Annotated in this window: 13 protein-coding genes and 1 other RNA gene; 10 read left to right on the top strand and 4 right to left on the bottom strand. The window is 62.1% G+C overall.

Features of this window, described 5'->3' with window-relative positions; all coding sequences use genetic code 11:
* Entirely contained in the window at positions 1 to 498 is a 498-nt protein-coding gene (locus CJU94_RS08120; protein ID WP_095418248.1) for a gluconokinase, read from the top strand.
* A 91-nt stretch (positions 499 to 589) separates the two neighbouring features.
* On the opposite strand, the gene purB is transcribed toward CJU94_RS08120, so the two are convergent.
* Together purB and CJU94_RS08130 are read right to left on the bottom strand one after the other, a co-directional pair.
* Positions 590 to 1,978 (bottom strand): adenylosuccinate lyase, encoded by a 1,389-nt coding sequence (gene purB, locus CJU94_RS08125; RefSeq protein ID WP_095418249.1) that lies wholly within the window; start codon positions 1,976 to 1,978, stop codon positions 590 to 592.
* 118 nt (positions 1,979 to 2,096) lie between these two features.
* Positions 2,097 to 2,849: a glycosyltransferase family 2 protein gene (locus tag CJU94_RS08130; protein WP_095418250.1), complete on the bottom strand. Its 753-nt coding sequence runs from the start codon at positions 2,847 to 2,849 to the stop codon at positions 2,097 to 2,099.
* 289 nt (positions 2,850 to 3,138) lie between these two features.
* Here CJU94_RS08130 and CJU94_RS08135 point away from each other — a divergent pair, with 289 nt between their 5' ends.
* From CJU94_RS08135 to CJU94_RS08160, 6 genes are all read left to right on the top strand, one after another.
* On the top strand, positions 3,139 to 4,095 hold the full coding sequence (locus CJU94_RS08135) for a LysR family transcriptional regulator (RefSeq protein ID WP_095418251.1): 957 nt from the start codon (positions 3,139 to 3,141) through the stop codon (positions 4,093 to 4,095).
* Positions 4,096 to 4,233: 138 nt separating this feature from the next.
* Complete coding sequence (locus CJU94_RS08140) at positions 4,234 to 5,556, top strand: Glu/Leu/Phe/Val family dehydrogenase (protein WP_095418252.1); 1,323 nt, start codon at positions 4,234 to 4,236, stop codon at positions 5,554 to 5,556.
* Between the two features lie 263 nt (positions 5,557 to 5,819).
* Positions 5,820 to 6,713, top strand: coding sequence for a glutamate/aspartate ABC transporter substrate-binding protein (locus CJU94_RS08145; protein WP_095418253.1), 894 nt, complete (start codon positions 5,820 to 5,822; stop codon positions 6,711 to 6,713).
* An 82-nt stretch (positions 6,714 to 6,795) separates the two neighbouring features.
* Positions 6,796 to 7,536, top strand: a complete 741-nt coding sequence (locus tag CJU94_RS08150) for an amino acid ABC transporter permease (RefSeq protein ID WP_095418254.1) — start codon at positions 6,796 to 6,798, stop codon at positions 7,534 to 7,536.
* Entirely contained in the window at positions 7,536 to 8,213 is a 678-nt protein-coding gene (gltK, locus tag CJU94_RS08155; protein ID WP_095418255.1) for a glutamate/aspartate ABC transporter permease GltK, read from the top strand. The genes CJU94_RS08150 and gltK overlap by 1 nt, the downstream gene beginning before the upstream one ends.
* Positions 8,210 to 8,935 carry an amino acid ABC transporter ATP-binding protein gene (locus CJU94_RS08160; protein ID WP_007180417.1) on the top strand — a complete coding sequence of 242 codons (726 nt, stop codon included), beginning with the start codon at positions 8,210 to 8,212 and terminating at the stop codon, positions 8,933 to 8,935. Before gltK ends, CJU94_RS08160 begins: the two co-directional genes overlap by 4 nt.
* A gap of 137 nt (positions 8,936 to 9,072) precedes the next feature.
* Here the strand turns inward: CJU94_RS08160 and CJU94_RS08165 are convergent, their stop codons facing one another.
* Positions 9,073 to 10,008 (bottom strand): class II glutamine amidotransferase, encoded by a 936-nt coding sequence (locus CJU94_RS08165; protein WP_095418256.1) that lies wholly within the window; start codon positions 10,006 to 10,008, stop codon positions 9,073 to 9,075.
* A gap of 167 nt (positions 10,009 to 10,175) precedes the next feature.
* On the opposite strand from CJU94_RS08165, the gene pyrC reads away from it, so the two are divergent.
* From pyrC to rnpB, 3 genes are all read left to right on the top strand, one after another.
* The gene (pyrC, locus tag CJU94_RS08170; RefSeq protein WP_095418257.1) at positions 10,176 to 11,237 is read left to right on the top strand and encodes a dihydroorotase; all 1,062 of its coding nucleotides are present in this window, start codon (positions 10,176 to 10,178) and stop codon (positions 11,235 to 11,237) included.
* An 11-nt stretch (positions 11,238 to 11,248) separates the two neighbouring features.
* Positions 11,249 to 12,076, top strand: a complete 828-nt coding sequence (locus CJU94_RS08175; RefSeq protein ID WP_095418258.1) for a DUF3025 domain-containing protein — start codon at positions 11,249 to 11,251, stop codon at positions 12,074 to 12,076.
* A 96-nt stretch (positions 12,077 to 12,172) separates the two neighbouring features.
* Positions 12,173 to 12,587: RNase P RNA component class A (rnpB, locus tag CJU94_RS08180), an RNA gene on the top strand.
* Between the two features lie 103 nt (positions 12,588 to 12,690).
* Here rnpB and CJU94_RS08185 read toward each other — a convergent pair.
* On the bottom strand, positions 12,691 to 13,113 hold the full coding sequence (locus CJU94_RS08185) for an OsmC family protein (RefSeq protein ID WP_008919632.1): 423 nt from the start codon (positions 13,111 to 13,113) through the stop codon (positions 12,691 to 12,693).
* Positions 13,114 to 13,728: the final 615 nt, after the last annotated feature.

Raw genomic sequence — 13,728 nt, forward strand, 5'->3', positions numbered from 1 at the left:
ATGATTTTGATCGCAATGGGCGTGTCGGGCGCCGGCAAGACGAGAATTGGCGAAATGCTGGCGGAGCGCCTGCACTGCGCGTTCACCGACGGCGACGCGTTTCACAGCGCCGCCAACAAAGAGAAGATGCACCACGGCATTCCGCTGACGGACGAAGACCGTTGGCCGTGGCTGAACACGATCCGCGCCGCGATCGAGGAAAAGCAGAGAGCAGGCGAGACGGCGGTGTTCACGTGCTCGTCGCTGAAACGCTCGTATCGCGACATTCTCCGCGACGGCGACAAGGACGTGTGCTTCGTCTACCTCAAGGGTTCGCGTGAAGTGCTGGAGGAGCGTTTGACCACGCGCACGGGCCATTTCTTCGACCCGTCGCTGCTGCAAAGCCAGCTCGATACGCTCGAAGAACCGGGCGCCGATGAGGCGATCACAGTGAGCATCGAACTGTCGCCGGAAGAGATCGTCGAGAGCGTGTTGGTCCAGGTCGAAGCGCGGAAGTGAGTTGGGCTGGTTGCTGCAGATGAAAAAAACCGCTCCGATGGAGCGGTTTTTTTATGCGTCGCCTAACGAGGTGTGAAGCGGTTGAAGCGGATCAGGCGATCCGTTTTGCCAGTTCAGCGGCCTTGCCGATGTACGAAGCCGGCGTCATGGTGAGCAAACGATCTTTCGCGTCCTGCGGAATCGCCAGACCGCTGACGAACGTTTGCAGTGCTTCGCGCGTGATGCCCTTGCCGCGCGTCAGTTCCTTCAGCTGTTCGTACGGGTTTTCGATGCCGTAGCGGCGCATTACCGTTTGCACCGGCTCAGCCAGCACTTCCCAGCAGTTGTCCAGGTCTTCGTGCAGACGCTGCGCATTCACTTCGAGCTTATCGAGGCCGCGGATCAGCGAGTCGTACGCAAGCAGCGAATAACCGAACGCGACGCCGATATTGCGCAGCACCGTCGAGTCGGTCAGATCGCGCTGCCAGCGCGACACCGGCAGCTTGTCGGCGAGATGGCGCAGCGTGGCATTCGCCAGGCCCAGGTTGCCTTCGGAGTTTTCGAAGTCGATCGGGTTGACCTTGTGCGGCATCGTGGACGAACCGATTTCACCGGCCTTCGTGCGTTGCTTGAAGTAACCGACCGAGATATAGCCCCACACGTCGCGGTCCAGATCCAGCAGGATCGTGTTGGCGCGCGACACGGCGTCGAACAGCTCCGCCATGTAGTCGTGCGGTTCGATCTGGATGGTGTACGGATTGAACGTGAGCTTCAGGCGTTGCTCGACCACTTCGCGCGAGAACGCTTCCCAGTCGAACTCCGGATACGCGGACAGGTGCGCGTTGAAGTTGCCGACCGCGCCGTTCATCTTGCCGAGCAGTTCGACCTTCGCGATGCGGTCGATCGCGCGTTCCAGGCGCGCGGCCACGTTGGCGATTTCCTTGCCGAGCGTGGTCGGGCTGGCCGGCTGGCCGTGCGTGCGCGACAGCATCGCCTGATCGGCGTGCGCGTGCGCCAGCGCCACGAGGCGCTGATGCACCGAACGCAACGCCGGCAGGATCACGTGTTCACGGGCGCCCGCCAGCATCAGCCCGTGCGAGGTGTTGTTGATGTCTTCCGACGTACAGGCGAAGTGGATGAACTCGCTCGCGCGTTCCAGTTCTTCCTGACCCTTGACCGATTCCTTCAGCCAGTACTCGACGGCTTTCACGTCGTGGTTCGTCACGCGCTCGATGTCCTTGATGCGCGCGGCGTCGTGCGCGGTGAAGCGCTCGGCCAGTTGCAGCAGGAATTGTTCGGAGGCTGCGGAGAAACGCGGCACTTCGGCGAAACCGGCGTGCGAGAGCGCAATCAGCCAATGGATTTCGACCGTCACGCGATTGCGCATGAACGCGGCTTCCGAGAGCCAGTCGCGCAAGGCTTCGGTTTTCGAGGCATAACGGCCGTCGAGCGGGGAGAGCGCGTTCAGCGCGAACAGGGTGTCGGGGCGAGTGTCGGACATGATGGGGGCCGGGTGAGGGCAAAGCGCAAGGGTGAAAACGCGGAACAAACTGCGGGAAAACGCGAATTTTACCACCGGACGCCGACAGCCCCGATTTCCCGTGGCAGGCCCGCGGCGCTTAGGCCGGGTAGCCCTGGTAGCCGGGAAACAGCGTGGGGAGAATGAACGACGGCATCGAATAGCGCGAAAAGCACCGGGAGGTCGAAGCGGGATGGACCAGATGCAGGCAACTGGCGCGCGGGTCATCCACCGCGATGACCTTGCGCCCGGCGTCGACCACGCGGCGAATAAAGCGCTCGTCCTCGTAGAGATCGATGTCGTCGAAGGCCGACACGGCGGCGAGCGCTGCGTCGTACACATATGAGAAACCGTAGAACAGGATGAAGTCCGCGCCGATCTGCATCTTCTCGTGGAATTCGATGTGGCTGACCGAGCGGCCGCTCAACTCATAGTGAAGCCCCACCTTCGCGTTCAGGTCCATGTAGCCGAAGAATCGCGTGTGCGGCGCATACATGAAAAAACCCGACAGCTTGATGAGGTCCGCCCCGTTGTCCTGCATCGTTCCGATCATGTGCGCGAGGTAATGCGGGGCGTAGTGGTCATCGTCGTCGAAATGCGCGATCACGGAGCCGCGCGCCTCTCCGAGCAGATGGTTGCGCTTCGCGCCGATCGACATGCGCACGGGCGAATGAAAATAGCGAATGCGTTCGTCTTGCGATGCCAGTGCCCGCATGCAGGCGCTCGGCTCGGGGCTGTCGTCGAGCACCAGCCATTCCCACTCGACCTGCTGGCTCAGGACGCAGCGTGCGATGGCCGGCAGCAGCGCTTCGCGATGGGCCGTCGGCGTGATGATGGAAACGAGTGGCGACATGGCGGGAAGGGGCGTTGTTGATAGTGGCGTTGCGTGGCTGCGGCGTGCTGCGGTTCGAAACGGTGCCCGGCGGTCTTGCTCGCGGCGGCGTCGTTCAAGGCGCTGTGATTGCCGCGTCCGATCGCGGTGCCTCGCATCGCCCGAGGCAAGATATAGACTGACCGCGCCATGGCCTATCGGCGTAATCCGATTTTGCGGGCGGGCATGCCCGGATCGCGCTGCGTCGCAACGGTCCGCTTCGCGACAGCAACTAGAATGCTGACTTTCCCTCCGCTGGTGGCAGGCCCGTATGGAACTGAAATGGCTCGAAGACTTCGTTTCGCTGGCGGAAACACGTAGTTTCAGCCGTTCCGCCGAGTTGCGGCACGTGACGCAGCCGGCATTCTCGCGGCGGATTCAGGCGCTCGAAGCGTGGCTCGGCACGGAACTGATCGACCGTTCGGTTTACCCGACACGGCTGACGGCGGCCGGCCAGGTGTTCAACGAACAGGCGCTCGCGATGCTGTCGCAGTTCCACGAGGCCCGTGCGCTGCTGCGCGGCCATACGGCGACGCCGCAGGCGACCATCGAGTTCGCGGTCCCGCACACGCTGTCGCTGACTTACTTTCCGCGCTGGCTGCAGCGTATCGAGGCGCAGATGGGCCCGATCCACACCCGCCTGCGCGCGTTGAACGTGCACGATGCGGCGCTGTCGCTGGTGGAAGGCGGCTGCGATCTGATGATGGGCTATCACCATCCGAGCCATCCGGTCGCGCTCGATCCAGGCCGCTACGACATGCTGACGCTCGGCATCGAGCCGATCAGTCCGTTCTCGGCCCCCGGCCGCGCCGGCCGGCCGCGTCATACACTGCCGGGCACCGCGGAGGCGCCCACGCCGTATCTGTCCTATACGCCGAACGCCTATCTGGGCCGCATGACCGAAGTGATCCTGGCCAACGCGCCGGAGCGTCTGTATCTCGACCGGCTCTATGAAACCGACATGGCCGAAGGACTCAAGGCGATGGCGCTGGCCGGCCACGGCATCGCTTTCCTGCCGCACAGCGCGGTGGAAGACGCGGTCGCCGACGGCAAGCTGATCCGTCTCGACCGCGCCTCCCGCGGCACACCCGAGGGCCAGCTCACGCTGACCATGGAAATTCGCCTGTATCGCGACAAGCTCGCGGCGAAGAGCGACGATGCGCGACAGATACTCGTGCGTCAATTGTGGGACGTGGTGGCGGACGAACTGACGCAGGGTGCGGCCTGAAATCCTGCCCCGTTACGACATGAAATAACGGCTTCTTGATGGTTATGCAAAAAAAACATAATCGGATAAGGAAACGGCATTGGATTTCAAAACGGCGTTTTTCGACAATGCTGTCATTCGATCAACGCCGGAGCGTTCATGTCATCCCAGCAACAGGCAGCACAACTCGCACAATCCGCAGCAACGTTGCAGTCGGTTCCTTCCTACCTGAATAAAGACGATCTCGGCCCGTGGGGCAACTACCTGCGCCAGGTCGATCGCGTCGCGCCGTACCTCGGCTCCCTGTCCCGCTGGCTCGAAACCCTGAAGCGCCCGAAGCGCATTCTGATCGTCGACGTGCCTATCGAACTCGATAACGGCACGGTCGCCCACTTCGAAGGCTATCGCGTGCAGCACAACGTGTCGCGCGGTCCGGGCAAGGGCGGCGTGCGTTACCACCAGGACGTGACGTTGTCGGAAGTGATGGCCTTGTCGGCGTGGATGTCGGTGAAGAATGCTGCGGTGAACGTGCCGTACGGCGGCGCCAAAGGCGGCATCCGTGTCGATCCGCGCACCTTGTCGCGCGGCGAGCTCGAGCGCGTGACGCGCCGCTACACCAGCGAAATCGGCATCATCATCGGACCGAATACCGACATTCCCGCGCCGGACGTGAACACGAACGAGCAGATCATGGCGTGGATGATGGACACGTACTCGATGAACCAGGGCCAAACGGCCACCGGCGTCGTGACGGGCAAGCCGATCACGCTGGGCGGCTCGCTCGGCCGCCGCGAGGCGACCGGCCGCGGCGTGTTCGTGGTGGCCTCGGAAGCCGCACGCCGTATCGGTGTGGACATCGAAGGCGCGCGCATCGCGGTGCAGGGCTTCGGCAACGTGGGCGGGATCGCGGCGCGTCTGTTCCAGGAAGCGGGTTCGAAACTGGTCGCGGTGCAGGATCACACTGGCTCGCTGTACAAATCGACGGGTATCGACGCGGTCGCACTGCTCGACTACGTGGCCAAGCACGGCGGCGTGGGCGGTTTCCCGGAAGCGGACGCCGTGTCGAACGAAGAATTCTGGACCGCCGAATCGGACATTCTGATCCCGGCCGCGCTGGAAAATCAGATCACCGAAAAGAACGCGGCGAAGATCAAGACGAAGATCGTCGTGGAAGGCGCCAACGGCCCGACCACCACGGCGGCGGACGACATCCTGCACGATCGCGGCATCCTCGTGATTCCGGACGTGGTGGCCAATGCCGGCGGCGTGACCGTGTCGTACTTCGAATGGGTGCAGGACTTCTCGAGCTTCTTCTGGACGGAAGACGAGATCAACCAGCGTCTGGAGCGTGTGATGCGCGAAGCGTTCGCTGCGGTGTGGCAGGTTTCGAGCGAGCAAAAGGTGTCCGTGCGGACCGCGGCGTTTATCGTCGCGTGTAAGCGGATTCTGGAAGCGCGCGAACTGCGCGGCCTGTATCCCTGATTTTTCCGTGTCAAACGGCGGCTCCGCTATCGCACGGGTCCGCCGCTCATCCTCGCTTCAACGCGGTCCACAAGACGGCGTGTCTGGCCCGGCGGGCGGCATCGATACGATGCCGCCCGCCTTCGCATAGGCGGAAAGGTTGACCGACCGGCCGAAGCGCCGCGAAGCGTTAGCGGCGGCCACGCAACAACATGGTTTATAGCGATACTTTCAGAATAATTACTTTGCTAAACTGGCGCCGGTTCTTGCCAAGGAGATCAAAAATGAAGGTTAAAAAAGCTGCGCTGCTGCTCGCGACTCTCGGACTGTTTACGGTTGGCGCGCACGCGCAAGACGCCGGTACGCTGAAGAAGATCAAGGACACGGGCGTGATTTCGCTGGGTCATCGCGAATCGTCGATCCCGTTTTCGTATTACGACGACAAGCAGAACGTTATCGGCTACTCGCAGGAATTCGCCCTGAAAGTGGTGGAGGCGGTGAAGCAGAAGCTGAACATGCCGAACCTGAAGGTGAAGCTCACGCCGGTCACGTCGCAAAACCGTATTCCGCTGGTGCAGAACGGCACCGTCGACATGGAATGCGGCTCGACCACCAACAATGCTGAACGTCAGCAGCAGGTCGCCTTCTCGAACACGATCTTCGTGATCGGCACGCGCCTCATGACCAAGAAAGACTCCGGCATCAAGGACTGGGCCGACCTGAAGGGCAAGACGGTCGTCACGACCGCCGGCACCACCTCCGAGCGCCTGCTTCGCAAGATGAACCAGGACAAGAGCATGGGCATGAACATCATCAGCGCGAAGGACCACGGCGAGTCGTTCCTGACGCTGTCCACGGGCCGCGCCGCTGCCTTCATGATGGACGACGCGCTGCTCGCCGGCGAACGCGCGAAGTCGAACAATCCGGGCGATTTCGTGATCGTCGGCGCGCCGCAATCGCATGAAGCGTACGGCTGCATGATTCGCAAGAACGATCCGGAATTCAAGAAGGTGGTCGACGAAGCGATCGCGAAGGTCGAAACCTCGGGCGAAGCCGATCAGATCTACAAGAAGTGGTTCGAAACGCCGATTCCGCCGAAGGGCCTGAACCTGAACTTCCCGGAAAGCGACGACATCAAGGCGCTCTACAAGAGCCCGAATGACAAGGCAATCGATTAAACCTTAGCTGTTTTTTTGAAACGCTGAACGAAACGGAAGGGGCCACGCGCTTCTTCCGTTTCTTTTTGCTGGAGTCTTGGTCATGTCATATCACTGGAACTGGGGCATTTTGCTGAGTCCGGTCTCCACCGGCGAGCCGACCACCTATCTGGGCTGGTTGTTGTCGGGCTTCTGGGTGACGATTACCGTGTCGCTGTCGGCATGGGTGATCGCGCTGATCGTCGGGTCGTTGTTCGGCGTGCTGCGCACGGTTCCGAACAGATGGGCGTCGGGAATCGGCACGGTCTATGTCGCGATTTTCCGAAACATTCCGCTGATCGTGCAGTTCTTCATCTGGTATCTGGTGATACCGGAGTTGCTGCCGGTTTCGATGGGCAACTGGTTCAAGCAACTGCCGCCGAGCGCGCAGTTCTTTTCGTCGTCGATCATCTGTCTCGGGCTTTTCACTGCTGCGCGCGTGTGCGAGCAGGTGCGCTCGGGTATCAACGCGCTGCCGCGCGGCCAGCGCGCCGCGGGTCTGGCAATGGGCTTCACGCAATGGCAGACGTATCGCTACGTGCTGCTGCCGGTCGCGTACCGGATCATCGTGCCGCCGCTCACGTCCGAGTTTCTGAATATCTTCAAGAACTCGGCGGTCGCGTCGACGATCGGTCTGCTCGATCTGTCCGCGCAGGCACGCCAACTGGTCGACTACACGTCGCAGACGTATGAGTCGTTTATCGCGGTCACGCTGGCGTACATGCTGATCAATCTGGTCGTGATGCAACTGATGCGCTGGGTCGAAGCCAAAACCCGGTTGCCCGGCTATATCGGAGGCAAGTAATGCACCATTTCGACTGGAGCGGTATTGCGGGCGCATGGCCTACGCTGTGGACCGGCGCCGTCGTCACCTTCAAGATCACGCTGATCGCGATCGTGTTCGGCATCGTCTGGGGCACCGTGCTCGCCATGTTGCGGTTGTCGTCGTTCAAACCCTTCGAGTGGTTCGCGAAGGGCTACGTGACGATCTTCCGTTCGATCCCGCTGGTGATGGTGCTGCTGTGGTTCTTCCTGATCGTGCCGCAGGTGCTGCAAAACGTGCTCGGGTTGTCGGCGGATATCGACATTCGCCTCGCGTCGGCCATGGTCGCGTTCTCGCTGTTCGAGGCGGCGTACTATTCGGAGATCATCCGCGCCGGCATTCAGGCCGTGCCGCGCGGACAGGTCAACGCGGCGTTCGCGCTCGGCATGAACTACGCGCAGGCCATGCGCCTGATCGTGCTGCCGCAGGCATTCCGCGCCATGGTGCCGCTGCTGCTCACGCAGGGTATCGTGCTGTTTCAGGATACGTCGCTCGTCTACGTGATCAGCCTCGCCGACTTCTTCCGCACCGCTACGAATATTGGCGACCGTGACGGTACGAATGTCGAGATGGTACTGTTCGCGGGCGCGTGTTATTTCGTGATCTGTGTGGTCGCGTCGAGCCTCGTCAAAGGTCTTCAGAAAAAGGTCGCAAGATGATCTCTATCAAGAATGTTTCGAAGTGGTACGGTCAGTTTCAGGTGCTGACCGACTGCACGACGGAAGTCAAAAAAGGTGAAGTGGTGGTGGTGTGCGGGCCGTCGGGTTCGGGCAAGTCCACGCTGATCAAAACCGTCAACGGCCTCGAGCCGTTCCAGAAGGGCGAGATCATCATCAACGGTCAGTCGCTCACCGACAAGAAGACCAATCTGTCGAAGCTGCGTTCCAAGGTCGGCATGGTGTTCCAGCACTTCGAACTGTTTCCGCATCTGTCGATCGTGCAGAACCTCACGCTCGCCCAGGTAAAGGTGCTCGGCCGCTCGAAAGACGAGGCCACGGCGAAAGGGCTGAAGCTGCTCGATCGCGTCGGTTTGCGCGCGCATGCGGACAAATTCCCGGGCCAGTTGTCGGGCGGTCAGCAACAGCGTGTGGCGATTGCGCGCGCGTTGTCGATGGACCCCATCGCCATGCTGTTCGACGAGCCGACCTCGGCGCTCGATCCGGAAATGATCAACGAAGTGCTCGACGTGATGGTTGAACTCGCGCAGGAAGGCATGACCATGATGTGCGTCACGCACGAAATGGGCTTCGCGAAGAAGGTCGCGCACCGCGTGATCTTCATGGACAAGGGTTTGATCGTGGAAGACGACCGCAAGGAAGACTTCTTCGCCAATCCGAAGTCGGATCGCGCCAAGGACTTTTTGGCCAAGATCCTGCACTGAGTGTGGGTTGAATCCGCGCCGCCCGGGCGGCGCGGTACGACGGCACAGGCAAAAGAAAGCCGCTCCGAAAGAGCGGCTTTTCTGTTCCTGGCAATTCTGGCTCGAGCGAATGCGGGCGGGCTTAGGTCTTTAAACGCTCAGGATTCGAACGCGGCGGCGTCGTCCGCTGCTTCGAGGTCCACTTCGGCGTCCCTCTCGGGCGGCGCTTCGGTCGAAGCCGCGATCGTGCTGGCCGACGCCGACGCATCCAAAGCGGGATTGCGCAGCTTTTCCAGCACCGAAGCCGGCACCGGCACGTTGACGCGGCCGATCACCTCGCCGTGCTGGAACATCATCAGGTCGCCCGGTTCGAATGCGGTCCAGACTTCGTTGTCGGTCAGCGGCTTGGTGGCGATCACCGCGACGCGGTCTTCGGGCGTCGTGTATTTGGCGAAATCGATCGACACGTCCGCGTCGACGAGATGCGCGGTCGAAAACGGCCAGCGCCGCACGATGTAGTGCAGATGCGTGGAGCAATGCGCGAACAACGCCTGGCCGTTCGACATCAGGAAATTGAACACGCCAAACTGCGTGATTTCGCGTGTGAGCGTTTCGAGCGTGGCGAACAGTTCGTCGAGCGGCGGCTGCTGCGCGCCGGGAAACGCCTTGCGCAAGCCTTCGAGCAGCGCGCAGAAGGCGAGCTCGCTGTCGGTGGTGCCGACCGGCTGGTACACGCCGGACAGGACCGGCGAATAATCCTTGAGGTCGCCGTTGTGCGCGAAGATCCAGTGGCGTCCCCACAATTCGCGCATGAACGGATGGCAGTTTTCCAGCAGGATGTGCCCCTGCGTCGCCTTGCGGATATGCGCAATGGTGTTCTTCGATTTGATCGGGTAGCGCTTGACCATCTCGGCGATCGGCGAAGTGGCCGACGATTGATGGTCGATGAACAGGCGGCAGGCTTTGTCTTCAAAGAAGGCGATGCCCCAGCCGTCGGCATGGTGATCGGTGACGCCGCCGCGCGCCGCAAAGCCGGTGAACGAGAACGTGACGTCCGTTGGCGCGGCGCAGTTCATTCCGAGGAGTTGGCACATGTTGCGGGTAAGCCTGTGAACGGGGCGAGCCGTTACAATGATGATTTTCCAAGCATATCACCGAGCCAGAAGCGCCAAATAGCAAAATTGACGTGTGTTTATGCCGCAACGCTGCGGTTTGACCGCATAGATTGGCTTTTGTCGCTGAATCTCGCCCCCTATTCGCCATGACCGCTCCCAACGCTTCCCTCGACTCCATCACGCTCGCCCGCCCGGACGACTGGCACCTGCACGTCCGCGACGGCGCGATGCTGGCGGCCGTGCTGCCGGACACCGCGCGCCAGTTCGGCCGTGCGATCATCATGCCGAACCTGAAGCCGCCGGTCACGACCACGGCGATGGCGCGGGCTTATCGCGAGCGCATCGTCGCCGCGATTCCGGAAGGTGCGAAGTTCGAACCGCTGATGACGCTGTACCTGACCGACAACACGCCGCCGGACGAAATTCGCCGGGCGCGCGAAAGCGGCTTCGTGCATGGCGTGAAGCTGTATCCCGCGGGCGCGACCACTAACTCGGACGCGGGCGTCACCGACATCATGAAGTGCGCCAAAACGCTCGAAGTGATGCAGGAACTGGGCATGCCGCTGCTGGTGCACGGCGAAGTGACGGATGCCTCGATCGATCTGTTCGACCGCGAGAAAGTGTTCATCGACCGGGTCATGACGCCGCTGCGCCGCGCGTTTCCGGCGCTGAAGGTGGTGTTCGAGCACATCACCACCAAAGACGCGGTCGACTATATCCGCGAAGCCGGCGTGGCGCCGGGGCTGCTGGGCGCGACGATCACCGCGCACCATCTGCTGTACAACCGCAACGCAATCTTCCAGGGCGGCATTCGCCCGCATTACTACTGCTTGCCGGTGTTGAAGCGGGAAACGCATCGCGTGGCGCTGGTCGAGGCGGCAACGTCGGGCAATCCGCGCTTCTTCCTCGGCACGGACAGCGCGCCGCATCCGAAGGGGCTGAAAGAGCACGCTTGCGGCTGCGCCGGTTGCTACACGGCGTTGCACGCGTTGGAGCTCTACACGGAAGCGTTCGACAAAGCCAACGCGCTGGACAAGCTCGAAGGCTTTGCGAGCTTCTTCGGCGCGGATTTCTACGGTCTGCCGCGCAGCGCGGAGAAGGTCACGCTGCGCCGCGAGGAATGGACGCTGCCAGCTGAACTGCCGGTCGGCGATACGCCGGTCGTGCCGCTGCGCGGCGGTGAGTCGATCGGCTGGCGTCTGGTTTGAGGCGGCGCTAGATGCCGGCGTGTGAGGCGCAGCCGTCGGGCTTCGCCGCAATCGATTGGTCGAAGCCGTGGTTCGCGCCGTTCGCCGGCCGCGGCAGGCGCTGGCAACAGGCCGCGCTGACGGGCTACGAGGCGCTGCTCGCCGAAATGAACGCCGACGCCCGCGAAATGCGTCAGAGCACGGGCCGTGGCGAGCGCCTCGCATTCATCGCGCAGGACGATCTGCCGCCAGGCGCGGCGTACGAGGCGCACATCGCGTCCACCGGCTGCGTGCCGACGCGCCATAACCTGCACGACTTCTTCAATGCGTCGATGTGGTTCGCCTTTCCACGCATCAAAGCGGCGCTGAACGCGCGCCAGTCGGCGGCCATCGACACATTGGGCGTCGGACCGACCCGCGGCGGCGTGCGCGATACGCTAACGCTATTCGACGAGAACGCGCTGCTGTTCGCGAGCGCGGATCCCGCGTTAAGCGCGGCATTACGTGGGTTCGACTGGCAGACGCTGCTGGTGGCCCGGCGCGATGCATGGGGGGCGAGCTGCGAAGTGCGCTGCTTCGGCCATGCGTTGCTGGAAAAGTTGATGACGCCGTTCAAGGCCTGCACGGGGCATGCGTGGATCGTCGAAGTGCCGGATGGTTACTTCGAGTGGAACGCGACGCGGCGGGACGCGTGGCTGGACGAGTCCGTCGCCGAGGCGCTGCTGAACACCGACACGCTGTCGAGCCGCATGTTCGCGCCGCTTCCGGTGCTGGGCGTTCCGGGCTGGTGGCCGGAGAACGAAGCGCCGGCGTTTTACGACGACGCTTCCGTATTTCGCGCGGGGCGGCGCGCGCGTTGAGCACGCTGAAGTCTGTCGCGGGATTCGTCGGTCGTTCGGCTATTTCGGCCGTTGGACCGGCTCGCGGCCCTCGCAGGTGTTAAAATCCGCCGCAGCAAAGCAGGCCAGGCAGTCGCGGCCTCCGCGGCTTCATGCCAAAGAGGGCGAGGAAAGTCCGGACTCCACAGGGCAGGGTGATGGCTAACGGCCATCCGTGGCAACACGCGGAACAGGGCAACAGAAAGCAAACCGCCGATGGCCCGGCGCAAGCCGGGATCAGGTAAGGGTGAAACGGTGCGGTAAGAGCGCACCGCGGCTGCTGCAAGGCAGACCGGCACGGTAACCTCCACCCGGAGCAATTCCAAGTAGGCAGGCTAGCATCTTCGAGATGCAGGACGGGGCCCCCGTCACGTCTGCGGGTAGGAAGCTTGAGCGCGTCAGTAATGGCGCGCCTAGAGGAATGGCTGCCACGCGTGCCGCGTCTTCGGACGTGGCGCGTGCACAGAATCCGGCTTATCGGCCTGCTTTGCCACCCAACAAAAGATGCCGGCGCCCAAAAGGGCGTCGGCATTTTCTTTTGTGCGCCGGTTCCGGCGGGAGGGCGTTTCGGCCCGCGACGCCGCCGCAGATCCGCGTTAGCTCGCGACGATGTCGAACGAATGCGTCAACTCAGCGGTCTTCGCGATCATGATCGACGCCGAGCAGTACTTGTCGTGCGATAGGTTGATCGCACGTTCCACGGTGGCCGGGTTCAGGTTCTTGCCCGTCACGGTGAAGTGGAAGTGAATCTTCGTGAACACTTTCGGATCTTCGCTGGCGCGTTCGGCCTTCAGCGTCACCGAACAACCGGCGATTTCCTGACGGCTCTTCTTCAGGATCATCACGACGTCGTAGGCGGTGCAGCCGCCCGTGCCGAGCAAAACCATTTCCATCGGACGCGGCGCGAGATTGCGGCCACCGCCTTCAGGCGCGCCGTCCATTGCCACCAGATGGCCGCTGCCCGTCTCGGCTGCAAACGCCATTCCGTCTTGCCCCATCCAACTCACTTTGCATTCCATGCTGTGTGCTCCACCGCGCTTCGCTATATCGAGACGGCATTGTAGCCCGGCGTCTCGGCATCCGCCCGAGGCGACTTTTGTCACAAATTATGCGTTATGACGGCTTGTGTGTTGCGCTGCGGCATGTTCCGCCGATTCGGGAATGCCCTGGCGGGTTTAGGGGTTTTACTCTAGAAGATGTCTGGCAAACCGTCGGAGCTTCGGCGTCTTAGTGATTGATTAGAAAGAAAATTCGTAACTGTTGGAGCGAAGATGGCGATTGCCGCATTGTGAAATCGAATTTCGCATTGCAAATGTTCTTGCGTCGCACCAGGTGGGCTCATATAATTCGACCTGTCTCCTCCACCTCCTCCTTTGGTGGATTAAACCCGAACGGCTAGTTCGGGTTTTTTTTCGCCTGCGCTGCGCTCGCGCCGCGTTATGCCTGACTTCTTCCGCGTTTTGCCCAGGCCGTTTCGCATTCTGACAAGCGAGCGGTGGCGTGAAAGGGCGCTTAAACGGGCTCGCCGGCGGGCGGATCGCCGGCAATCGGGCGCCAACTCCCGTACGTTTTGACTTGCCGTAGCAAATTCCTTTATAATTCAGGGCTTTTCCGCATCCGCGCCCGCGGAGGAA

The organism is Paraburkholderia aromaticivorans, assembly GCF_002278075.1.
GTDB lineage: Bacteria > Pseudomonadota > Gammaproteobacteria > Burkholderiales > Burkholderiaceae > Paraburkholderia > Paraburkholderia aromaticivorans.